This window comes from Microthrixaceae bacterium (assembly GCA_016702505.1).
Lineage (GTDB): Bacteria > Actinomycetota > Acidimicrobiia > Acidimicrobiales > Iamiaceae > Aquihabitans.
In genome coordinates, this window is sequence record JADJDU010000015.1 from 1 (window position 1) to 21,068 (window position 21,068).

The 21,068-nt window shown below is 69.0% G+C and carries 36 protein-coding genes; all 36 read right to left on the reverse strand.

What is annotated here, in order from left to right:
* Positions 1-27 precede the first annotated feature (27 nt).
* Entirely contained in the window at positions 28-345 is a 318-nt protein-coding gene (locus IPG97_14810; GenBank protein MBK6857771.1) for a hypothetical protein, read from the reverse strand.
* Positions 346-454: 109 nt separating this feature from the next.
* Positions 455-1,033 (reverse strand): hypothetical protein, encoded by a 579-nt coding sequence (locus IPG97_14815; GenBank protein MBK6857772.1) that lies wholly within the window; start codon positions 1,031-1,033, stop codon positions 455-457.
* On the reverse strand, positions 1,030-1,329 hold the full coding sequence (locus IPG97_14820; GenBank protein MBK6857773.1) for a hypothetical protein: 300 nt from the start codon (positions 1,327-1,329) through the stop codon (positions 1,030-1,032). The genes IPG97_14815 and IPG97_14820 overlap by 4 nt, the downstream gene beginning before the upstream one ends.
* Before the next feature lie 196 nt (positions 1,330-1,525).
* On the reverse strand, positions 1,526-3,097 hold the full coding sequence (locus IPG97_14825) for an AAA family ATPase (protein MBK6857774.1): 1,572 nt from the start codon (positions 3,095-3,097) through the stop codon (positions 1,526-1,528).
* Between the two features lie 13 nt (positions 3,098-3,110).
* Complete coding sequence (locus IPG97_14830) at positions 3,111-4,070, reverse strand: site-specific DNA-methyltransferase (protein ID MBK6857775.1); 960 nt, start codon at positions 4,068-4,070, stop codon at positions 3,111-3,113.
* Positions 4,067-5,377 (reverse strand): helicase, encoded by a 1,311-nt coding sequence (locus tag IPG97_14835; protein MBK6857776.1) that lies wholly within the window; start codon positions 5,375-5,377, stop codon positions 4,067-4,069. Before IPG97_14835 ends, IPG97_14830 begins: the two co-directional genes overlap by 4 nt.
* Positions 5,374-5,796 carry a WhiB family transcriptional regulator gene (locus IPG97_14840; GenBank protein MBK6857777.1) on the reverse strand — a complete coding sequence of 141 codons (423 nt, stop codon included), beginning with the start codon at positions 5,794-5,796 and terminating at the stop codon, positions 5,374-5,376. The genes IPG97_14835 and IPG97_14840 overlap by 4 nt, the downstream gene beginning before the upstream one ends.
* Entirely contained in the window at positions 5,793-6,017 is a 225-nt protein-coding gene (locus IPG97_14845; protein ID MBK6857778.1) for a WhiB family transcriptional regulator, read from the reverse strand. Before IPG97_14845 ends, IPG97_14840 begins: the two co-directional genes overlap by 4 nt.
* A gap of 236 nt (positions 6,018-6,253) precedes the next feature.
* The gene (locus IPG97_14850) at positions 6,254-7,063 is read right to left on the reverse strand and encodes a phosphoadenosine phosphosulfate reductase (protein ID MBK6857779.1); all 810 of its coding nucleotides are present in this window, start codon (positions 7,061-7,063) and stop codon (positions 6,254-6,256) included.
* Entirely contained in the window at positions 7,060-7,737 is a 678-nt protein-coding gene (locus tag IPG97_14855) for a hypothetical protein (GenBank protein MBK6857780.1), read from the reverse strand. Before IPG97_14855 ends, IPG97_14850 begins: the two co-directional genes overlap by 4 nt.
* A gap of 115 nt (positions 7,738-7,852) precedes the next feature.
* Entirely contained in the window at positions 7,853-8,491 is a 639-nt protein-coding gene (locus IPG97_14860; GenBank protein ID MBK6857781.1) for a hypothetical protein, read from the reverse strand.
* Positions 8,488-8,679, reverse strand: a complete 192-nt coding sequence (locus tag IPG97_14865; GenBank protein MBK6857782.1) for a hypothetical protein — start codon at positions 8,677-8,679, stop codon at positions 8,488-8,490. Before IPG97_14865 ends, IPG97_14860 begins: the two co-directional genes overlap by 4 nt.
* On the reverse strand, positions 8,676-8,966 hold the full coding sequence (locus IPG97_14870; protein MBK6857783.1) for a hypothetical protein: 291 nt from the start codon (positions 8,964-8,966) through the stop codon (positions 8,676-8,678). Before IPG97_14870 ends, IPG97_14865 begins: the two co-directional genes overlap by 4 nt.
* Complete coding sequence (locus IPG97_14875) at positions 8,963-9,271, reverse strand: hypothetical protein (GenBank protein MBK6857784.1); 309 nt, start codon at positions 9,269-9,271, stop codon at positions 8,963-8,965. The genes IPG97_14870 and IPG97_14875 overlap by 4 nt, the downstream gene beginning before the upstream one ends.
* Before the next feature lie 46 nt (positions 9,272-9,317).
* Positions 9,318-10,157, reverse strand: a complete 840-nt coding sequence (locus IPG97_14880; GenBank protein ID MBK6857785.1) for a hypothetical protein — start codon at positions 10,155-10,157, stop codon at positions 9,318-9,320.
* Positions 10,154-10,714 carry a polymer-forming cytoskeletal protein gene (locus IPG97_14885; protein MBK6857786.1) on the reverse strand — a complete coding sequence of 187 codons (561 nt, stop codon included), beginning with the start codon at positions 10,712-10,714 and terminating at the stop codon, positions 10,154-10,156. The genes IPG97_14880 and IPG97_14885 overlap by 4 nt, the downstream gene beginning before the upstream one ends.
* Positions 10,704-10,850, reverse strand: a complete 147-nt coding sequence (locus IPG97_14890; protein ID MBK6857787.1) for a hypothetical protein — start codon at positions 10,848-10,850, stop codon at positions 10,704-10,706. Before IPG97_14890 ends, IPG97_14885 begins: the two co-directional genes overlap by 11 nt.
* The gene (locus tag IPG97_14895) at positions 10,847-11,038 is read right to left on the reverse strand and encodes a hypothetical protein (GenBank protein ID MBK6857788.1); all 192 of its coding nucleotides are present in this window, start codon (positions 11,036-11,038) and stop codon (positions 10,847-10,849) included. The genes IPG97_14890 and IPG97_14895 overlap by 4 nt, the downstream gene beginning before the upstream one ends.
* A 168-nt stretch (positions 11,039-11,206) precedes the next feature.
* The gene (locus tag IPG97_14900) at positions 11,207-11,413 is read right to left on the reverse strand and encodes a hypothetical protein (protein ID MBK6857789.1); all 207 of its coding nucleotides are present in this window, start codon (positions 11,411-11,413) and stop codon (positions 11,207-11,209) included.
* Positions 11,410-12,237 (reverse strand): hypothetical protein, encoded by an 828-nt coding sequence (locus tag IPG97_14905; protein MBK6857790.1) that lies wholly within the window; start codon positions 12,235-12,237, stop codon positions 11,410-11,412. Before IPG97_14905 ends, IPG97_14900 begins: the two co-directional genes overlap by 4 nt.
* A 188-nt stretch (positions 12,238-12,425) precedes the next feature.
* Positions 12,426-12,803 (reverse strand): hypothetical protein, encoded by a 378-nt coding sequence (locus IPG97_14910; GenBank protein MBK6857791.1) that lies wholly within the window; start codon positions 12,801-12,803, stop codon positions 12,426-12,428.
* The gene (locus IPG97_14915) at positions 12,800-13,975 is read right to left on the reverse strand and encodes a hypothetical protein (protein ID MBK6857792.1); all 1,176 of its coding nucleotides are present in this window, start codon (positions 13,973-13,975) and stop codon (positions 12,800-12,802) included. Before IPG97_14915 ends, IPG97_14910 begins: the two co-directional genes overlap by 4 nt.
* Positions 13,972-14,832, reverse strand: coding sequence for a hypothetical protein (locus IPG97_14920; GenBank protein ID MBK6857793.1), 861 nt, complete (start codon positions 14,830-14,832; stop codon positions 13,972-13,974). The genes IPG97_14915 and IPG97_14920 overlap by 4 nt, the downstream gene beginning before the upstream one ends.
* Positions 14,829-14,993 carry a hypothetical protein gene (locus IPG97_14925; protein MBK6857794.1) on the reverse strand — a complete coding sequence of 55 codons (165 nt, stop codon included), beginning with the start codon at positions 14,991-14,993 and terminating at the stop codon, positions 14,829-14,831. The genes IPG97_14920 and IPG97_14925 overlap by 4 nt, the downstream gene beginning before the upstream one ends.
* On the reverse strand, positions 14,990-15,208 hold the full coding sequence (locus tag IPG97_14930) for a hypothetical protein (GenBank protein ID MBK6857795.1): 219 nt from the start codon (positions 15,206-15,208) through the stop codon (positions 14,990-14,992). The genes IPG97_14925 and IPG97_14930 overlap by 4 nt, the downstream gene beginning before the upstream one ends.
* 354 nt (positions 15,209-15,562) lie before the next feature.
* On the reverse strand, positions 15,563-15,745 hold the full coding sequence (locus IPG97_14935) for a helix-turn-helix domain-containing protein (protein ID MBK6857796.1): 183 nt from the start codon (positions 15,743-15,745) through the stop codon (positions 15,563-15,565).
* Entirely contained in the window at positions 15,742-15,996 is a 255-nt protein-coding gene (locus IPG97_14940) for a helix-turn-helix transcriptional regulator (protein ID MBK6857797.1), read from the reverse strand. The genes IPG97_14935 and IPG97_14940 overlap by 4 nt, the downstream gene beginning before the upstream one ends.
* 331 nt (positions 15,997-16,327) lie before the next feature.
* Positions 16,328-16,606: a hypothetical protein gene (locus IPG97_14945; protein ID MBK6857798.1), complete on the reverse strand. Its 279-nt coding sequence runs from the start codon at positions 16,604-16,606 to the stop codon at positions 16,328-16,330.
* An 8-nt stretch (positions 16,607-16,614) separates the two neighbouring features.
* A complete protein-coding gene (locus tag IPG97_14950; protein ID MBK6857799.1) occupies positions 16,615-16,947 on the reverse strand; it encodes a hypothetical protein in 333 nt (110 codons plus the stop codon).
* On the reverse strand, positions 16,944-17,162 hold the full coding sequence (locus IPG97_14955) for a hypothetical protein (GenBank protein MBK6857800.1): 219 nt from the start codon (positions 17,160-17,162) through the stop codon (positions 16,944-16,946). Before IPG97_14955 ends, IPG97_14950 begins: the two co-directional genes overlap by 4 nt.
* A 1-nt stretch (position 17,163) precedes the next feature.
* Positions 17,164-17,793 carry a hypothetical protein gene (locus IPG97_14960; GenBank protein ID MBK6857801.1) on the reverse strand — a complete coding sequence of 210 codons (630 nt, stop codon included), beginning with the start codon at positions 17,791-17,793 and terminating at the stop codon, positions 17,164-17,166.
* Positions 17,790-17,978: a hypothetical protein gene (locus IPG97_14965; protein MBK6857802.1), complete on the reverse strand. Its 189-nt coding sequence runs from the start codon at positions 17,976-17,978 to the stop codon at positions 17,790-17,792. Before IPG97_14965 ends, IPG97_14960 begins: the two co-directional genes overlap by 4 nt.
* Before the next feature lie 2 nt (positions 17,979-17,980).
* Complete coding sequence (locus IPG97_14970; GenBank protein MBK6857803.1) at positions 17,981-18,163, reverse strand: hypothetical protein; 183 nt, start codon at positions 18,161-18,163, stop codon at positions 17,981-17,983.
* Positions 18,164-18,182: 19 nt separating this feature from the next.
* Positions 18,183-19,979, reverse strand: coding sequence for a hypothetical protein (locus tag IPG97_14975; protein MBK6857804.1), 1,797 nt, complete (start codon positions 19,977-19,979; stop codon positions 18,183-18,185).
* Positions 19,976-20,308, reverse strand: a complete 333-nt coding sequence (locus IPG97_14980; GenBank protein MBK6857805.1) for a hypothetical protein — start codon at positions 20,306-20,308, stop codon at positions 19,976-19,978. The genes IPG97_14975 and IPG97_14980 overlap by 4 nt, the downstream gene beginning before the upstream one ends.
* A gap of 45 nt (positions 20,309-20,353) precedes the next feature.
* Complete coding sequence (locus IPG97_14985; GenBank protein MBK6857806.1) at positions 20,354-20,998, reverse strand: hypothetical protein; 645 nt, start codon at positions 20,996-20,998, stop codon at positions 20,354-20,356.
* Between the last annotated feature and the right edge of the window lie 70 nt (positions 20,999-21,068).

A 21,068-nucleotide genomic window follows, 5' to 3' on the forward strand; every position in this document is an offset into this window, starting at 1 on the left:
TGGATAACCAAAGAAACGGTGGCCCCGTCACCAGCTCCGGCGCACGACGGACGGTTGCAGGACCTCGATCACCGCAGCATGGCAGCGTCTGCGCAGGTCAGGTGTGATCGTCTTGGTCCCTCGGATGCTGTTGCACATCCGGTGGGCGTGGGCGACGTTGGTCGGGTCTGTGCAGGACCCGCCGTGAGCACGAGGCACTAGCTCATCGAGTGCTGATCCGAGCGGTGCCCGCTGGTGGTCGGCGTCGAGGTCGATGCGCAGGCCGCACAGGTGGCAGTGAGGTTGGGTGGCCCGGATGTAGGCGATGAGTTTCGTCCTGGCGTGAGACTTCAGCGGGTCGACCACTCCAGCCACCTCCCCCGGAACGCAAGAGCGACCCGGGCGCAGGGCCACGGGTCGCACTCAACTGCTGTAGACCTATCATGCAGGTCAGCGCATTGCAAGTACCACGAGGCTACGAGGCTCGGCGTTTGCGTTGTGCGTGGGCTTTGGCCTCAGCGATCAGGCCCGGCGTGATGCGGCTGGTGCCGTTGGCCCATGCCCGACAGATCGCCTCATGGGGCATGACCTTGTGGTTGCGGCGGAAGGTCTTGCACTGGCCGCACAGACGACCGCCGCTGTCGGCCACGTCGATGTCGAGCCCGAAGCGGGCGCAGTTGGCGCAGTTGATCCGCTTGGCCTGGACGGGGGCGGGTTCGTCGGGTGGCCGCAGCCCGGCGCGCTGGATCGTCCCGCACTTGGCCAGCAGCCACGCCATGGTCTCATCCAGCAGGGCGAGGGCGGCGTCGATCTCGCGGGTCTCCTCGTCGGCCCGGGCGATGGCGTCGGCCATGGTGACCACCGCCCCGCCGGTCGGGTCGGAGTGTGACCCCTTCGGTGCCCGGCCGTCACCGCCGGAGCCGAGGCTTGCCGACGCCCGGGCCTGGCGGTGGAGCTCGGCCACGATGGCGTTGATGTCGTGGGGGATCGTGTTGAGCCAGGTGGCCCCGGTGTCGAGGTTCGAGACGACCTTGGAGCGGTGGGTGGGGTTCATCGTTCGGTGGTCTCCTGGGTGCGGCGGCGGATCTGGCGGGTGTCGGTCTGGCGCTTCTGGGAGTACCCGCCTCGGTGCTCGAGGTGGCGGTTGGTGCGGGCGGTGCGGATCATGTTGGCGATGGTCTTGGGCTGGAGGCCGTGGGTGGTGGCCACATGGTCTCGGATGGTGGCGAGCGGGGTCCAGTCGGTGGTGGTCCTCGACCAGAGGTCGGCCCATGCTCGGGCGTAGGCGTTGGGTGCCGTCGGGTCGAAGTTGGGCCACAGTGCGGGTGGGTCCCCGTCGCCGGGACCCACCGGGCTGTTTTTGGGTGGTTGGGTGGGTGCCGAGTGGGGCCCTTGGGTGGGTCCCGGTCCGGGGTCTTTAGACCCCGCCCCCGGACCTACCGGGACCCACCCGGGCCGAGCCCACATCGGGTGGGTCCGGGACCCACCGGGACCCACCGGGGACCCACCGGGAGTAGGGAGAGAATCGGAACTGTTATCCACAGGGCTAGAACTCCTCGTCCGGGTAGTTGTCCACAGGCTCAGTGGTGGGTCGGTACGGCTTGATCACGGCGTGCAGCTGGCTCCGATTCGGGCCCGGTTCGGTCGCCACGAACCCCTCGGCGATGAGCAGCCGGAGGGCCTCGGCGACGAACTTCTTCTTGCCTGCCACGTCGGCCAGGACGCCGTTGCGGGTCGGCTTGACCCCCGACTCGTTGAGCGCCGCGATGGCGTCGCACACCTTCTCCATGAGGCTGGTCGGGCGGACCCGCAGCTCGCCGCTGGTGGCGTCGTCGGGGGTGAGGAGCGACAGGTGCACGTCGCCGCCCGGGAGGCTCACGAGCTGCATCGTGGCCACCTTCTCGCCGCCGGTGGCGAACCCGCGGACGTGGCCGGGCCGGTCCTTGGCGACGGTGATGACGCTGGTGCCGGTGCGGCCCACGCCGAAGGGCTTGGTGACCTCGAGGCGGTAGACGGCGCCGTCGACGCCGGCGAGCTTGTGCTGGGCGCCGATGCCGTAGCGGCCCCGGGATTCCTTGTCCTTGGGGACGTGGTCGATCATGACGACGGCGACGCCGTGGCGGGCGATCCGGCGGGGGAGGGCCAAGAGGAACCGGGCGGCGTCGTCGTTGTCGTTGATGCTCCACCCGTTCTGGACCATGACCTCGGTGACCCCGTCGATGATGGCGAGAGTGGGGCGGTGGTCGATGAGGGTCCGTTCGAGTGCCGCGGTGGCCACGGCGTCGATGGGGTCGTCGGGCCGGATGTAGTGGAGCCGGTCGATGATGGCGGCGGGGTCGACACCGAGCGCTCGGAGCCGGCCGACGATGCCGGTGGCGTGGTCCTCGAAGTCGAGGTAGAGGACGTGTTCTCCTTCTGCGATCCGTTCGGCCGCGGCGGTGCAGGCGAGCCAGGACTTGCCGCTCTCGCTCTCGGCGTTGAAGGCGTGGACCCGACCCGCGTAGAGGAGCTGGTGGCCGTCGTCGCGGGCGAGCATGGTGGGCTCGGGTGGCCCATCGCCGTCGATGACGGCTGCGAGGTCGATGGTGGACCAGGTGGTGCCGGTGTCGCCGTCGGGTTGGTCCGCCGCGAGGCGTTGCATGGCGGCGAGGGCGCCGTCGAGGTCGCCGGTGCGGGCAAGCTCGGCCACCTGGGTGCCGGCGGCCATGGTGTGGCGGAGGCGGTGGCAGGTGATGATCCGGCGGGCGTAGGCGGCGGCGTTGGCGGCGGTGGGGGTGCCGACGAGGGCGGCTATGAGGTCGCGGGCGTCGATGGTGCCGCCGGAGCGGGCGGCGACGGTGATGGGGTCGGGCTTCTCGGCGTGGTCGAGGCAGGCGACGATGGCGGCCATGGTGCGGGCGTAGCGGGGCCCGTAGAAGTGGTCGGGGGCGAGCCCGGCCTCGATGGCGGCGTCGCAGGCGTCGAGGCTGTAGAGCATGGCGCCGATGACGGCTTCTTCGGCATCGGCGTCGTGGGGGATGTCTCGGTGGCGGCGGGTGGGCCGAGGGCCGAGCCCTTCGGCGGCGGCCTGGTCTTCTAGGACGTGGTCGGGGAGGTCGTCGGTGTCGGTCAACGTCACGGCGCGCCGCCGGTCAGGTTGCGTCGGCCAGTTGACCGAACAGCGTCCCCATCTGCGCCTCCCGCTCAGCCCCCTCCAGGTTCTTCACGGCCGTCTGCCAGTAGGACGGCTTCAGCTCACACCCGACGAACCGACGGCCATGCTTGACCGCAACGACGCCCTCAGAACCGATCCCACCGAAGGGCGACAACACCAGATCGCCACGGTTCGACCACAGCCGGAGCGCCCGCTCGATGAGGTCCAGTTGCAATGGGCAGATGTGGCGCTCGTCGGCCGACTCCCTCGCTACGGCCGTGTTCAGCGTGTTCGTCTCCTTGATGTCGAACCAGCACGAGTGCATCGGCCCGGCGTCGATCGAGTCGAGCGGGTCCGAGTCGGTCTGCCAGATCGGGGATGCCCACTGGATCCAGTCGTCACGGGTGCACTCCGGGTGCACCGGCACTTCTGAGTCGCCGGGCTTGCGGAAGATCAGCAGGTAGTCGGCCAGGGCCGGCCTGGTGCGAGACGAATCCTTCTCCAGGTTCGAGAAGGACAGGGCTGCAACCTTCTTGACGATCTGCTGGCTTTGCGGGTTCTTCCAGATCGTCACCTCGCCGTAGAACGTGTACCCGGCCTCGACGTGCATGCGGATCACGTCACCCCGGAAGTCGGTCAACCCGACCACACCGTCTCGCCACTTCTGCGTTGCCACCTGCTGCACGTGCACGGCGATGATCCGGCCCGGCTTCATCACCCGTAGCACATGGTCCAAGATGAACCGGTAGTGCTCTCCGAACTCGTCCATGCTGGCGCTGTTGCCGAGGTCCCGGTCCGACGGGGAGTAGGTGTAGAGGCTGGCGAACGGCGGCGAGTACACGCAGATGTCGGCGCTGTTGTCGGCCAGCTCGGCCAGCCGCTCGCACGAGTCACCGAGCATCAGCCGCCACCCTTCCCCTTCAGCGTCGTCTGTCACGTAGGGCTGTTGGTCGTTCATGCGTGGATCTCCCGGTTTCGTTGTAGGGACCGAACGAGTCGGTCGGTGATGTCGTTGGCATTGCGTTCCTTCGCCCGCACGTTCGCCACCACGTCGGCCTCAAGGTCCGAGACGACGACGTGCACATTCACGGGCTGTGTCTGACCGAACCGCCACGATCGGCGGATGGCCTGGTAGTAGGACTCGTACGAGTCGCCCAGCCCCACGAAGACCTGATCGGATGCGTGCTGAAAGTTGAGGCCGAATCCTGCGATGCTCGGCTTCGTCACCAACACCCGGTGGACATTGGAGACGAACCCCTCGATCAGTTCGACCTTCTGATCGGGTGACAGGGTGCCGTGCAGGTTGACCGCCCCCGGAACGGCCTTCGTGATGGCGTTGGCCTCGTCGTTCAGGCCGCACCATGCGATCGCCGGCCGATCATGGTCGAGCAGATCGGCGGCGCGCTCAACCCGCTCGCCCAACGTCGCCTTGCGAGCCTTCGCCCGACCGCCGACACCGCCGAGCGTCGTAGCGAACAACTGCCCCTCCGGCGCCTGGTTGACCTCCACCGTGTGCCCCTCGATGCGGAGCTCGGGCAGCACGTAGGCGATGTCGTCGAGCGTGTTCCCTGTGATGTCAGACGGCCGGCGGGCGGCCATCGCCCACCCCGACATCCACTCATACATGGCCTGCGCCGCATGCCCCTTCAGGCGCCATCCGTCGTCGTCGTGCACGAAGAACGCAGCCAGCATCTCGACACGGGACATGGCCCCGAGAAACTCGGCGTGGTTGGCCAGTTCGGTGTGGTCGTTGGGCGCCGGCGTGGCGGTGCATGCCAACCGGTACGGCACCGTCCCCCACCGGCTGATCAGCGCGGTGCGGGTGCGGCCCTCATGGTTCTTCAGGATCGACGATTCGTCGAGCACCACCGCACCGAACATCGCCGGGTCGAAAGCGTGCTCCATCTCGTAGTTCGTGATCCAGATGCCCGGTCCGGTCACCTGGTCCTGGTGGCGGACGACGTGCGCCTCGATGCCGATGGCGGCCGCCTCCCGGGCGGTCTGCGTGGCGATCGACAGCGGGCACACGATCAGCGCCGAGCCGCCTTGGCGCATCACGTCGGCCCATGCCAACTGGATGCGGGTCTTGCCGAGGCCGGTGTCCAAGAACGCAGCGGCTCGCCCTTTGCGTGCCGCCCACCGGACCACTTCGGACTGGTGCGGGAACAGCGAGAGGGGCAGGTCGTGCGCCTCGATGCCGTCGCCTGGGATGGTGCGTCGCTTGGCGGCGAGGAACTGCTCGTAGTCGGTCATGGTGATGGTCATCGTTCGCTCCCTCGTCGTGCCCGGTCGGCGGCGGCTTTGGCGTCCCGGCATGCCAGGCATGGGGCTTCGCCGAGGCGGTGGTGGGTGCGGTACCCGCTCTCGGTGCCGCAGCGGGCGACGGTGCGGCCGTAGCGGTGAGCGGTGCGTGGCATGCGGCGCCGCTGGTCGTCGGTGAGCCCGGCCCGGACGCCCTGGTCGTGACTGATGGGCAGGGAGAGTGCTTCGTCGAGGCAGGCGGCCCGGTGGTCACATCCGGCGCAGATGGCCTTGGCCCGGTCCTGGCTGGCTTGGTCGTGGCCGTAGAAGTCGCGGTGGTGGCCGAGGCATGGGGCGGTGGTGTGCCAGGCGGGCCACCGGCTGCGGGTGGTGTCGCCGTCGCCGGGCCGGGTGCGCATGAGGGCGTCGAGCAGGTCGGTCATGCGGTCGCCGCCCGTCGCTGCTTGCGGAGGGTGCGGCGTTCCCGTGGGGACATGCCGCCCCACACGCCCAACGGCTCGTTGTCGATGGCGTAGGCCAGGCACTCGGCCCGCACCTCGCACACGGCGCAGATCCGCTTCGCCGCGTGGGCCGTGCGGTTCTTCGTCGGGAAGAACAGGTCGGGGTCGGCGCCACGGCACGCGCCGCGGTCCTGCCACGCCATCGGCTCCGGGACGGGGGGCTCGTAGGCCACCAGTTGCAGGGATGGGATCACGTCACGTTCCTTTCGTCGTCGATCGGTCGCCGGTCGGCGGCCGCCCTCACGCTGCGCCACGTACTCCCAGTCGCACTGGTCGGCGGGGAACACCCGCTCGAGCACGTCTGGGGGCCAGCACACGGGGCACCTGCGAGGCACGTGCGGGGCGCTGGTGGCACGTCGGGCGTCGATCAGAGCGCGGATCACGTCATGCACCATCCCGAGTCACACCCGTCCATGCCCTCGAGTCGGCCCTGGTCGTCGTTGACTGCACGATCGAGCGGGATGCCGTGGCGGGTCAGGTAGACCGGGTTCTTGTCTCGCCCGGGGCGCTCGTTCAGCTTCCGCTCAAGCTCCACTGACTTTGCGAACAGTTCGGGGGTTTCGTCGAGCAGGTTCCGCCACGCGTCTGTGTTGTGGAACGGGCAGAAGAAACATGACGACTTCGGCGGGACGGGTAGGCCGCCGTCTGCGATCACCCGACGACAATCGCCACGCGATTGGCCGAGGTCGAGTAACGGGTACACCCTCCGCTGTAGCGGTGAGCGGGGGTCTACACCGGGCCGGGCTCGTTCGATCTCGTCCACTGAGATCCCGAGAGCCACCGTCGCCGGGTCCTCCGCGGTTGCACCGCGACGCCGCAGCTCAGCGGCTACCACGTCGATCTTAAAATCACCAGTGCACGCTCGGTTCGTGGGTGAGCCGCCCGACATGCGAACCGGGATCGGGATAGACCTGGAACCCTCACGAGTGAGCCGGCCCCATAGGGTTTCAACCTGGCCCTTGCGGTCGCCGCGCTTCCACGTCCGCTGCAACTCCACCAGTTCGATGCCGTGAGCCGCTGCGTAGGGGGCGGCCACCTCTCGCACGTACCGCAGGGACGCGGGATGCTCGGAGTCGTCCCCGACGTTGGCGAACAGGAACGTGCGAAAGTCGATCTCACCCCGAGCGGCGAGCACGAGGAGGGCGGTCGACTGGACGCCGCCGCCGTAAGACACGACGTTGACGCTCACGCCGACGGCCGATCCGCGTCGAACGCCGCCACGAACTCGAGGCCCACCGCGTCGCACGGCACCCACCACTCCTCGGCCGTGAGCCGGTGCGTCACCCGCACCTTCGTGCCGTGCGTGCCGATCGACACCGTCGTGCCGCTGTCGGACACCCAGCACAGCTTCCCCTTGCGGAACAGCCGCGGCCAGCCGAGCGCCGCACCGAACTCGACGGGGGTCACGGCCGTCGCCCCGAACAGGGCCAGCAACGCAGCCTCGGCACGGCCGTCGTCCTTGACCCTGGCGAACGTCCGCACATGCTCGGGCCACGTCTCGATCGCCCGCTGACGGCTGGCGTTCTTGTCGGCCGACAAGCCCAGCGCCTTCTTCCAGGTGCTGGGCGGGACGAGCCGCACCGGCACACCGAGCGCACCCAACGCACCCAACACGGCACCGTGGCCCTCAGCGAACGTCCACACGCTGGACACGCCCTGTCGGGGCATGGCGTGCACCTTCTCCACCACGGCCAAGGCGAACTCGTCGGGTGCGTAGTCCCGCACCATGTCGGCCACCAGGGCGCCGAGCGGGTGCCCGGTCGCCTCCGGCATGTCGTGCACGTCGAGCAGCCCGAGCTGAGGGTGCAGCACCGCCAGTGCGCCGGTCTTGCCGGGGTCGACCCCGAGGATCAGGTCGGTCATCACTGCATCACCCCTGTGGCAGCACCTACCGTGCGGAGGAGATTCTCCACGTCAGTTCGTCCGTTCTCTTGCACTACCAGTTCATGGTCGACCTCCCGGACAACACTCGACCTACTCACCATGTCTCCTTGATCTCGCAGACGCCTTGGCGGTTGCCACGCGTCACCTCTGGTGCGGGTCGCGACTGCACCGGCTCTGCATCGGTGAGACGCCACGCCCACCGGCCCGGCCGCCAGTCGCCGTACGGGAGCTGGTCGGAGATGTCGGTCTGCTGGACGTTGGACGCCACCCACGGGTCGCCGGTGACGGTCTGGCGGTACAGAAAGCCGTTCGTGGTCAGGTAGATCTCGTCGTCGTGCTCCCCCGTCTCGGCCACGATCGGCAGCGCCTCGGCCACCACGGCGGTACACACCACCCGGCCGAGCGAGAGGACCACGATCTCGTCCACCCTGCCGGGCGGGTTGGGGCGTTCGTAGGTGTACCAGTCGCCCGGGTGTAGGGCTGTGCCGCCCCATGCGACGTGGCCATCGGACGCGTGCGGCATCACGTCGTAGGCACCGACTTGGCAGATCGTCGGCGCCTTCGCCCCGGCGCAGACGGCGATGCGCTCACCCGGTTCGATCGCCAGCCCCGGCATCCCACGGACACCATCAGGACGCATCGGCCCGTTCGGTGGCCCGCCGCGCGTCTCCCACTGCTTGACCCCGATCTCGATGAGCGTCGGGTACGGCTGACGCAACCAGATCGCCTTCACCCCTCACCCCTCTCGTTGTGCGCCCTGGCAGCAGCCACCGACGCTTCCCAATCCGCGTTGCGGGGCCACGCCGTCCCGCACTTGCCGTGCACCCAGAACAGCACCCCGTCGTAGACCTCGGGGTACTCGATGCCGAACAACTCCACGTCAGGGACCGGACCACACTTCGGGCACTCATGGGTGGTCATGCTCGGCCGCCGTAGCCGTCGCCGTAGCCGTCGCCGTAGCCGTAGCCGTCGCCGTAGCCGTCGCCGTCGCCGTAGCCGTCGCCGTAGCCGTCGCCGTAGCCGTAGCCGTAGCCGTAGCCGTTGCCGTAGCCGTAGCCGTAGCCGTTGCCGTAGCCGTAGCCGTAGCCGTAGCCGTTGCCGTAGCCGTAGCCGTGGCCGTTGCCGTTGCCGTAGCCGTAGCCGTAGCCGTTGCCGTAGCCGTTGCCGCCAGAGTCCTCCACAACGGACAGCACACCTCGCCCGGTCATCCGAGATGCCCCGACCACGCCTCAGCATCAGCGTGGATCGTCGCCACCACCGCCAACTCATGGATCTCCACGATCCCAGCAGGGTCGAGGACAGTCCCACCCAACGGCCCAGCCACAAGCTCACCCAACCCGACGGACGTGCCCCACTGGCGGATGTTGCGGGCACCAGTCAGAGTGACCACGTCGTCCTCGTGGCGGTAGTACCCGACCCACACCCATCCACGCTGGCCGATCACGATCCGCACCTCACCACCCACAGGGCGGACCGGTGCGTACTCGACGCCATCAATCGTTACGTTGCTCACTTGCCTTCTCCTTGTTGTTTGTTGTTGTTGCATGTCTGGTCGGTGCTCATCGCTGCGCCTCCCCGCGGCCGGGGCCTCCGGGGGGGTGGCTGGTCGGGTGCCCGGCGCCCCGCAGTCCGGGTTGCCCCGGCCCGCCCCCCGGCCCCCCCCCCCCCCCGGCACCCGCCCGTCTCCGGCCCGGGCACGGCCCGGGGAGCACGCACCTCCACCCACCGGTCCTCAACGAGTCGTTGTCAGGGTCAGCCGTCAACCTGTTGAGCCACCAAGCGCCGTGAGGGCCGAACCGCACCTGCTCGCCGCGCACCTGCCCGGCCTGGGCGAGCCACGTCGGCACCCCGTCCTCGTCCGTCAGACCGGACAGCACCGCACCCGGCCACGGCGGGGCGGGGGGCGGGGCGGGGGACTCACGCACCCACTGGTACGACGGCAGGTCGAGGATCGTCCCGGGCGGCGGGTTCGTGTCGCCCTCCATCCGAGAGCCACCGACGGCGGCGATGATCTGCGCCCACGCGTCTCCCCATGTGCGGCGGTCGTCCTCGCAGTGCGCCCACGCTTCGAACGCGTCCGGGGTCCCACCGAGGGCCATCCACACGTCCTGCGCCAGGTACCACGGGGGTCCCGAGGGGCCTGCCCCCTCGTCGATGGGGGGAGCGGGAAGCACGGCCAGCACGGCGTCGGCGGATCGCAGACTCTGCACCCAGTCCGGGTGGTTGGCGTTCTTCCACGGCCCGTCGTGCTCTTCCTCGTAGATCGCCCGTGCGATCCGCTCTCGCAGGTCGTCGCCCGCCGCCGGGGCGGCAGCCTCGTAGGCATCCCGATACTCCGGGTCCGCCAGCCGCTCGGCCAGGTACCGCTCAGCGCCCGTCAGGTCGTCGGTCTCGCTCATCGCTCGTTCCTCCAGTCGTTGATCCGCAACCGCAACAGCGCCTCGGCTGCCGCGTACTCATCCGCATGGTCCGGTGCTCGACGCTGCACCTCAGCGGTCAGGTCATCGAGGGTTGCCCCGTCCGGGTGCCAGCACCCGACACTCACCCCGTACCCTGCCTCAGTGCGGAACAGGGTCAGGGTCTGGTCCTCGGACCCGATCGGGCCGACGGTCAGGGCATGGCGGGGAAAGGACACCCGAGCGTACCCGAACACCTGAGCGTTCCCGAACACCTCAGCGTCCCCGGACACCCGAGCGGCCCCGAACACCCGAGCGGCCCCGAACACCCAAGCGGTCCCGAACACCTGAGCGGTCCCGGACACCCGAGCGTTCCCGAACACCCGAGCGTTCCCGGACACCTGGGCCGAGCCGGACACCCGGGCCGAGCCGGACACCCGAGCGGTCCCGTACACCTGAGCGTCCGGTCCGATATGGGCCGTCTCATCGACTGACGCCGTGTCCTGCACCCAGCCGCCACCGTTCGGGTGACGATGCCACCCCGGACGTTCATCGCTCATCGCTGTCTCCTTCCTTGCCCAATGGGCCTCTCGTCACCACGGCCACGACCTGGGCCACCAGCACCGCCACCACCAGCCCGGCCACGATCCACCAGTCCCATTGCCCACGCCCAACGGCGTCCGCTACGGCGGTCACGACTCGACCTCCCGGTCAATCTCGTACCGTGCTACCCTCATCCTCTGATCGAACTCGGCGCGGTGTGCCTCGATCAGCTCCTTGACCGCACGGCTCCTGGCCCTCGCGTACCTCTTCCCCGCGGCGTTGCCTGTCCGCTTGCGGCTCTCACGAACCGTGGCGGCCCTGTCCTCCAGCCACGCCGTCACCCCCCATCTCAGCGCGCCTACGTTGGGCGCTCGCCTTGACCTTCGCCCCGTTACACTGCTTGCAGGCGTATGTCAGGCCGTCCTTGTGTTTCGCGTTGCGGTGGAACTCCGATAGCGGCTTCGCCTCGCCGCACGAACTGCACTGCTTGGTGGCTAGCTCCACGGCGCTCACGACTCGACCTCCACCACTGGACGGTCACACCGCTCAGTCGACAGACCTGCCGTCATCCACCGGTCAGTCTGCGCCTCACACACCGCGCCCCGGCGGCACTGCCAGTCAGACAGCACCGCACCCGCCAACGGGCCGGTGAAGGTGACCCCGCCGAGCACGCAGCCGATCACAGTCGAGAGCCTGCGCTTCGTCGTGCGCTTCACCGGTCGCCGTCCTTCAGCACCTCGACCGTGCCATCAGCGGAGAACATGACGTCCAGGGCCTCGCCTCCGTTGTCCCAGGCGATGACGCCCTCGACGGAGTGCGTCACCTTCCAGACGGTGCGACCGTCAGGCCACCGTCGCCCGACCGCCTCCCACCACGGCACCCGCTCCGTCTCCGGCACGGGCACGGCCCGGGGAGCACGCACCTCCACCCACCGGTCCTCAACGAAGTCGTTGTCAGGGTCGAAGTCGTCAACCGTGTTGGGCCACCAAGCGCCGTGAGGGCCGAACCGCACCTGCTCGCCGCGCACCTGCCCGGCCTGGGCGAGCCACGTCGGCACCCCGTCCTCATCGGTGAGCCCGGACGGCACCGCACCCGGCCACGGCGGGACGAGGGTGGCGTCCAGTTCGTCGGCCCAACTGCGGATGATTCGCTTGATTCCCGGGTCCTCGATGTAGCCGGAGTTGGCTATCCAGCGCAGCCGGTTGGCGGCGTCTCGCAGGACGCCACCCGGCCACGGCGGCACGGGGGACGGGGCGGCGAAGCACGCCCACCGGACGACCGCCTCCAGCAGCTCCGCCACCAGCTCCTCGATCAGCTCACGGGACTCCGGGTGCGTCTCCGCGTGTCCGCGGGCACGGGACATCAGGTCATCCGGGGCGGGAGGCTCCGGGGACCACGACCACGACGCGGGGACGCGGTAGGCGAGGTTGGCGATGGAACCCCGGAACTGGCCCTCGGACTCGAAGGAGTTGCGGTACCACCGGCCGTTGCAGGAGTACTCCACCTCGACTCCGGCGGCGACCGCTGCGGCCAGCTCCACCGGATCGGCGCACTCGGGGGGGGGGGGGGGGGGGGGGGCCTGGGCACCCCCCGGTGACGAGCCACCCCTCGAGTTCCTCGCTCATCGCTCGTTCCTCTCTCGTCGTTCGGCCCGGTCCTCGACCACGGCGAGCACGTAGAAGCACACGGCCAGGATCAGCGGCAAGGCCAGCGGCCACGTCACGGCGTTCACGACGCCACCGCCATCGTCAGGGCCTCATGGCGGGCCCGTGTCCACTCGGGCACCCGGGCCAACTGGCCGGGCGACAGAGACGGCAGCGCCGTCGGAACCTCCAGCAGGCGCAACGACGGGTCCCAGCGGCCACCACAGAACCGGGCGATGCGCTGGGCGGTCTGGCGCACCCGGTCGGACTTGCCGAGCCCGAACCGCTGCGCCAAGTCCAGGTCAGCCACCTCGACGGGCACGGCCTCGGCCCACATGGCCGGGAGCAGGCGCAGCAGTGCCACGGCCGTCGAGCCGACCACGGGCGTCCAGCACACCTCGACGTAGTCGGAGCGCAGCGGGTGGACGTTGCGGGCGGGAGCGGGCAGCGGGGTGAGGATCACGACGCACCGCCCGTCGCCTTGCGCAGCTCCCACTCGCCGTTCGACCGCAGGAACAGGGCGTGCGACCCGTCGGTGATCGACTGGAGCCCGTCGAAGAGGGCCGACCACTCGTCGTCGGTCAGGTCCTTCGACGACGCCGTGCGCTGGGCGGACACCACCTCGATCAGGTGGCGGCGCAGCTCGTCACGGTCCTCGTCGGGGTCGGACGGCCACGCCTCCGCGACCATCGCCCACATCTTCTTGTTGCGAGCGGCCGGGTCCGGGGTCGCCGGGTTGTAGGCGTCGATCGCTGCACCGATGGCGGCGGCCTGCTCGGCGGTCACGTTCCCCGACTTGAGCGGCGGGATGCCCTGGGCCTTCCACCACTCGCCAAGGTCCTGGCGGTCCTCCTGGGTGAGCTCGTCAATGCGGGCCTGGATCGCAGCTGCGTCCACGGGGTCGTCCTCGACCACCTCGGCGTCCACGATGCCGTCGAACCCGTCCTCGCCCGGGAGCGGCGGCAGGTCCACGTCCGGGGGCTCGGGGGCAGGCGCCGGCGCAGCCTTGGCGGCCGCCGTCTTACGGGCGGGTGCAACCTTCGCCTTGCGGACGTTCGTCGCCTTCTCCGGCGGGGCCACATCGGCCCGGGACTCCACCACCAGGTCGTCGTCGGCCACCAGGTCGCCGTCGGACAGCTCCTCAGGCGTGTAGCCGATCCCGCCGAGCACGTCGGCGAAGTTGTCCCGGCAGATTTCCCCGGTGGCGCGGGCGGCGAGCATGGCCCGCGGGTACTTCCGGTAGTTCTGGCCACCCGCCAGGCCCGCCGCCTTGGCGTCGTCCATCGTCCAGGTGACCTTGGCGACGCGGTCCTCGGGCCAGTCGGCCCGGCGGGCGCAGATCGTGACCTTCGTGTTCGACTTCACCTCGAACCACAGGTCGTGGCCGGCCCGATGCACGAGCGCCCGCATGAGCTTGGCGGACATGCACGGGCGCCCGTTGATCACGGAGATCTCCGAGAGGGCCTGCATCGGCCCGATGCCGATCTCGTGGCCGGTGAGCATGGCGGCCATGACGGCCTCGGGCTTGCCGCGAAGCCCGGCCGGGGCGAAGTCGGTGCGGGCGATCTGATCGGCGAGGCTGGCGGCCTGTGGCACCAGGTCGAACGAGCTGGCGGGGACGAGTGCGGTGCTCACGATGCAGCCTCCATGGCGACGTCGGCGGGGGTGATGGCGTCGTGCTTGGCGGCGAGGTCCCGGTCCTTTTGGGCGGCGAGGAACCGGCCCACCTGCTGGCAGTACAAGAAGCTCCTGAACTGCTCGGGGCCTGCGTCGAAGGGGTAGAGGTCATATCCGTCGGCTCGGAGCCACAGCACGCCGCACCAGTCGACGGGCGGCATGGGGACCGTCTCGTTGTCGATGAGTGCCACCTCTGCGTGGCGGTAGGCGGCGAGCTGTAGGGCCACCTCACCGAACGGGCCGGACCGGTTGGTCTTGAGGTCGACCAAGCATCGGCCGAGACCCGGGAGGGTGGCGATCATGTCGAGCGTCCCGCAGTACCCGTGCTTGGCGGACCCGATGACAACCTCGGTGAGGGCGTCAGTTGGTTGCCAGTCATCGAGGAACGCGATGTAGGCGTCGACGTGGCCAGAGATCGGTTCGGGGACCTCGACCTCTTCGCCGTGGGTGAGGAGTTCGGCGATCCGGTGGACCTCGGTACCTCGGTTGGCTGCCTGGTCGCGGTCCTCCCAGTGGACGCCCTTGAGGACTTCGGCGACCTTGGTGCGGGAGAGCTTGGCGGGCCACGGCTTGGACTTGGCCCGGGCGATCTCGGCGAGGTCGTCCACGAGCTGGTCGGCGGTGATGTGTTCGCCGTTCTGGTCGAGGCGGTCGGCGACGTATTCGGCGATGGTCTTGGCGGCCCAGCCGATGAGGGCAGGCTTGGGAAGCCCGTCGCCGATGATGGTGGTGACGCCTGGGAGCTTCTGACCGTTGAGCCGGTAGCTGTGGTTGCGGCCGTGCTGTCGGCGCTCGAGGACGGGTAGCTCGGTCATCGGCTCACCGCCTTGGTGCTGGCCCGACCGAGGGCGCTCATGGTCTGGTCGTGCCGGTCGATGCCTCGGTGCTGGTGCAGGGACTCACGGCAGCGGGCCAGCCAGTGGAGGCCTCGGGCCTGGTCGGCGGGCCTGATCGGGGACGTGATGGCCGCGGTCATGCGGGCAACCCAGCGACACGAGCAGCGGCCTGGTCGTGGGCCTCAGCGAGGATCTCCACGAGGCCCTCGCCGTCGTAGCACACCAGCTCGATCACTGCGCCAGGCAGGTCGAGTGTCAGGGTGATGGTGCCGTGACTGGTGCGAGGCCCGACGGTGATGGCGGGAGACGGATCGCCTGGCATCAGATCGACACGGATGGTGGTTGCTGGGGGCATCTATGCTCCTAGGTGGTTAGGTGGCCCACCCCGGCTTGTGAGGTCGTGGGGTGGGCCGTCTGCTTTTTGGTGGTGGGGTGGCCGAGGTCCGATGCGATCGGACGGGCGTGCGTGGGGAGGTCAACCCCTAAGAAGGCCTCCGCCCCGGCGCTACCGGGGTCATCACCCAGTGGGCTCGGCCACCCGGCGAGAGGGAGCAATGAGGCATCAGGGGAGGGACCTCGCTGCTCGCCCCTCGCCCGGCATCCGAGCGGAGGGGTCAGGGTCTTCGGGGTCGGGTGAGCAGCCAGACCGCGATGGCGGTGAGCAGGAGGGTCCCGGCGCACCAGCCGGCGAACATGTAGAGGGCGATCCTCATGACTCCACCGCCAGGTGGTCAGAGACCCAGGCCTCGTAGTCGCAGACCCGGACCCGGACTGATCGGCCGATGCGCACGGCGGGGAGGTCGTTGTCCTCGATGAGCCGGTAGATGGTGGACCGGTCGAGGTGGGTCCACTGTGCGATCTGGTCGGCCGTGACGAGCTGGGTCGGGGTCATGAGGCCACCTCGGCGGGGACCTCGTGCCGTGCTCCGAGGCCCTCGAAGAGGGTGCCGGGGTGAACGTCGAGCACTCGGGCGATCCGGTGGGCGACGGGAATGCTCGCCCGGTGATGTCCGCCGACGAGGCCGCTGAGGGTGGCCCGGGGGATCTCGGCCCGCCCCGCCACGTCCGTGAGGGTCAGGCCGGTGAAGCGAAGGAGGTCGTCCCACGCCCATCGGTTGAGGGAGTGTCCGGCTGGTCGTGCCATGGCGGACACTTTCTCAAACGTCTGCAAACCTTGTCAAGAGATTAGCAAAACAAACCCGAGCGGCGCTGCTCAGGGTGGAGGCCCAGACGGCGCGCAACTGGCGGACGCGGGTGTGCTCCCTGAGCCGGACTGGACGGTCTCGGGTGGCCCGGCGTGGTCGTGGCCGAGGGTCGCGGCGTGGGCGATGCGGACCGGGCGACTCTGACCCCCTGGCGACAAAGGCCCCCCGCGCTCAACCCCTGATGGGGGAGCACGGGGGCCTTTGCGTCTGACCGGGAGGCGGGAACCCGGTCAGATCATGGGGACGATCACTGGCCAGTCGTTGCGCCGGTCAGGGGTCTGTCGTGAGCCGTCCGATGGTGGCCACCACTTCAGCGTGGCGTTGCTGGCACTGTTCGACCTCAGCCCGCAACTGTTCGACCTCGGCGTGGAGCCGGTCGACCTCGACTCGGAGCCGGTCGACCAGTTCACCGGCGGCGGTGACGATCATCGAATCGGCGGTGCGACGATCCCGGGGCGATGCTGGTAACCCAGCCGAGGCGGGTGTCGGGCAGTGTGGTACCCGGGCAGGGTCCAGGTCGTCGACGGAGCGGGTAGCGGCGGATCCCATGCGGATCCTCAGGTCTGTCCGGCACACGGGGCAATCTGGCTGAGACGGTCGATGCCATCGAGGCGACCTCGGCGGGTCCCGCCGGTGGACGGTAGCGACGAACCGGCGGCGGTCCACGCGACGAGCCACGCCACGGGCGCTACCCCTGCTGCGAGGTCACCGCGTGTACCGGTGGCGAGCAGCCCGGTCAGGTCCCCGATGTAGAGCCCGGCGAACATGGCGGCGATGGTGGCAATAGCCAGCGGTAGCCGCGGTGCGTGGTGACGAGCGCGCCCACTGTTGGCGACGACAGCGCAGAGGACCCGAACAGGGTATGAGCCACGGGCCACGGCTGCGTTCACGGCTTCGGGGCGTGGGGGTCGTTGCGGATGGCGTCGTCTCGGGAGGCCCCGACCTTCTCGGCGATGGCCACCGACCAGCCCCGAAGGGAGCCGTAGAACTGTTTGAGCTGCTCGGCCTGCTCGGCGAGGAGCTGCTCGCAGTGGGCGGCACGGAGGCCAGCGGCACGGGCTTCGGCGAGGGCGTCGGCGAGCATCTTGCGGTCAGCGTCGGTCATGTCAGTGTCCTCGGTGGATGGTCCGGTGGGGGTGCTGGGGTAGAGCGGGCCGTAGCCTTTGGCGGCCTGGATGATGCGCCCGATGTTGAGCGCCAGGGTCCCAGTGCGTGTTCTCTGGGGCGTGCTGGTGGCCGAGGATGCCGGACAGGTCGCGCCATTGGGCGGCGGTGAGACGCTGCTTGGCGGTGACGCTGGCGAGTGTGTGCCCGGCCTTGGTGCCGAGGAACTCCCTCGGGGCCACTAGCGGGATTGAGGCGGCAGTGCACAGCGGGCCAACGACCTCGCGGCCGAGCCAGACGAGCGCAGCCTCGGACCAGTCGTGTGATTCTGCGGCCCGGCCGACGATCTCGACCTGGATGACGGTCGGTGCCCGGTTCGTTTCGCCCGGCACGGCGGAGTTGCGCAGCGCCCGTGCCGGTTTGGTGAGCGGGACGTGCTGCACTCTGGTCTTGCGGATCGGGTCAACGGTGACGTGAGGCCACGAGTTGTTGGCCTTGTACGCACCTACGGCACCAGCGATGGAGCTTCCTTCGGTGGTGTGCAGCAGCAGTTTGGGGCGGGTTGGTCCGCTGGCCCACGACCCGGAGTCGTTGCCCTCGATGCGATTCCACCCGTCGAGCCAGGTGGTCACCGCTCCGCGTCCTCGGGTAGCCCGGTCAGCGAGGTGAGCAGGCTGAGGATCGTGGCGAGCACAACAGTGGATGCGACGAGCGGCCAATCGACCTGGGCGACGAGGGTGGCGGCACCGATGGCACCGATGGCGGTCTGGGCGGCGGTGCGGATCGCACGGATCAAGGCGTTGCGGGTGAAGGGCATGGTCAGTCTCCTGTGTCGTCGGTGTCGAGCAGGTCGAGCACCAGTCGGATGAGGGCGTTGTTCTCGCGGGTGAGCCGTGCGACCTGTGCCCGCTGTTGTGCAGCGGTCGGGGTGGCGAGGGCGAGGTAGTCCCGGTTTGCGTCGAGCCGTTGGCGTAGACGTTTGATGGTGCCGTCGTGGTCCATGGTGCCAATCAATCCGTGGTCATGTGAATCTCAGGAAGTCGAACGATGCGGTGACGGCGATCCCTGCGTGTTCCTGCCCGACCACGACGCCAGCCCCGGTCACGCTGCCGATCCACGACGCCAACGTCACCGATCCAACCATGATCCATCGGTCACCGTCATCGCTGACCCAGCGGCGCAGATTCACGCCGTCATTAGTGATCTTGAGGTACACGTGCCCCACACCCACCGACACGCCCGTGGTCGTCGTTGCTGAATCGAACGACGTGAACGAGTTGGCCCTGTGCAGCTCCAGGTCCTTGCCTGGGCCGTGGATGTGTACCAGCCATTGCAGGAGGCGTCCGGTGCCGCTGTTGTACAGCACCAACCCAGCGCTGGAGTGATTGGTGAGTTCGCCGCCCACGGTGATGCGGGTAGTGACGGACGTGAAACTGGGCAGCGTAGTGAGCAGCGCCCGCTGGTTGTACCCGGACGCTGCAGCCTGGCATGTCATCAGGAGGCGACCGTCGCTGATCGCTGCGGTGGACGTTCCTTGGTTGTGCCACGTCCCCACCACGGGGGACCCGTCGGCCATGTCCCAATACTCTTGGTCGTAGGCGGACGGCGAAACTGGCGGCACCATTCCGGGCTCAACTGCACCACCAGCCCCCAACGGCCCGACCTCGGCGCCGGTCTCGTCGCGGACGTAGAGGCCGTCGGTACGGGCCACGAGCCGCTGGTGGTCGGCAGCGGGGTTGGTGACGGCAGCGGTTTCGGGGAGGTCGACGAACCCAGTGGTGATGGACGCAGCGTCGGGGGTGCGTGCGCCGAGCGGGTCGTCGACGCGACCCCTGAACACGTCGCCAATGTTGATGTCGCCGTCGCCTGTGGCCGACGAGCCGTAGCCGATCGCGGTGGACCCGTCGCCTGTGGCCGACGTCATGAGGCCGATCGCGGTGGACCCGATGCTTGTGGCCGACGTCATGAGGCCGATCGCGGTGGACCCGTCGCTTGTGGCCGACGTCATGATGCCGATCGCGGTGGACATGTCGCCTATGGCCGACGAGCCGTAGCCGATCGCGGTGGACACGTCGCCTGTGGCCGACGAGCCGGGGCCGATCGCGGTGGACCCGTCGCCTATGGCCGACGAGCCGGGGCCGAGGCGGACGTGCCGCCCCGTCGGGTCCAGCACATCCCACGAGCCGGGGGTGAGCGACGGCTGGGCACCGGTCGACGGGGCCGTAGCGACGTACAGGACCGAGCCCGTCTCGAACACGACATCGCCCACGGCGTAGGTGGCGGCGACATCCCACATGCCACGGTTCGTCTCACCGGGCAGCAGGCCCACCGATTCGACGGGCACAGCGCCCACATCACCAGCATCGAGTGGATCAGAACCGTCGTGATGATGGGAGGCTTCGTGCGCCGTCGGGGTGCGAGCGTCAGAGAGCCGGGCGTCGTCACCCGCAGCCGCCGTGCCCGCCGTGGTGCCGTAGGTGACGGTCAGCGTCCGATCCGCCGACAGGTCCCCGCCGCCAGTCAGCCCGGTCCCAGCCGTGATCGTTCGGGCCGTCGGCACCGCGCCCACGTCACCGGCGTCGAGCACCACAACACCGGTCTCACCATTCACCGACGCAACCGCACCACCGGAAGTGGCGAGCTCGTCTATCGCTTCCTGCACTGTGTCACCGGCCAGACCCGACACGGTGTGGTCGTAGGAGACAGCCGTAGCCGGGTGTGCGTCGGCAGCGGTGCGGCCGCCCAGCACGTTGTGGGCGGTCAGAGGGCCAAACGACGTGTCATCGTCGCCGGCAGGGTTCCAGGTCACGTCGGTCATCGGGTCACATCCCCTTGGACAATCAGCACCGCACCAGCGCCATAGGTGGTGGTCACGCCGCCCGCCACGACCTGCACGTCATAGACGTACCGGCCAGGGGTGATCGCAGCGGTCAACGTGTCCGACAACGTGAGCGTCACCTCACGCCCCGGACCGTCCGTGACCGTCGCCGTCCAGGACGCCACCACCGTCGAAGACTCGACATGAGTGCGGATCTGGGACGTGACCGTGACACCGGTGATGTCACCGGACCCGCCGAGCGTCCCCACCACCGTCCAGTCGTCCCCTCGGGTGCGGGTCACCGTCGAGCTAGCACCAGCACACGTCATACCCCTGTCCTCTCACGTTCTGGCATCCCCCGTCGGGATGCACGGTCAGGCATCGCAGTCACCGGACACCACGTCAGCGACACAGACCAGATGCGCCGACAGCGACCAATAGACGGTGTCTGCGGCATCAACGATCTGAAGGGTGATACCGGCTCCCTCGTGTAGCGCCATCTGGATCGCACCGGACCCGCCACGCGAAGAGTCGCCATCAGCCGACTGCTCATAGATCACAGACTGATAACGGCACGCCGGAGGGTCCTCACCATCCCACTGCCAGTTAGGCCCACTGACCCGCAAATCGAACACGTCCGACGAATCGGCGGTCACCTCCACCGAATAGATCCCAGCAGCCGAAACCACCAAACCGTCACCAGATCCGTTGTCGGTCATCAGCAGCCCCGGTGACGACGCCAACGCCCACTGCATCTCCGAGGACGGCGACGTATCCCCCTTGATGCACGCCGTCGAATACGCCCCACCCGTGCCACCAGCCGCAGCCACCCACCTCTTAGCGGTCGCGTCATAGGTGAGGACATCGTTGTCCTCGACCTCCCCGGCCCCGTCATAGGTGATATCCACGTCGAGCAACTGGTGCAGGTACTTGACGAGCCGCAGATCTCGCAGCCGACGCTCCAACGTGAGGACACGGCGCTTCACCTCGGCGATCTCAGAGACGATCGACCCGGCCATCACGCCCCCATCCACGGGGATAGCTCGATACTGAACGCCGCGGCCGCAGGATCAACGGTCTTGGACACGA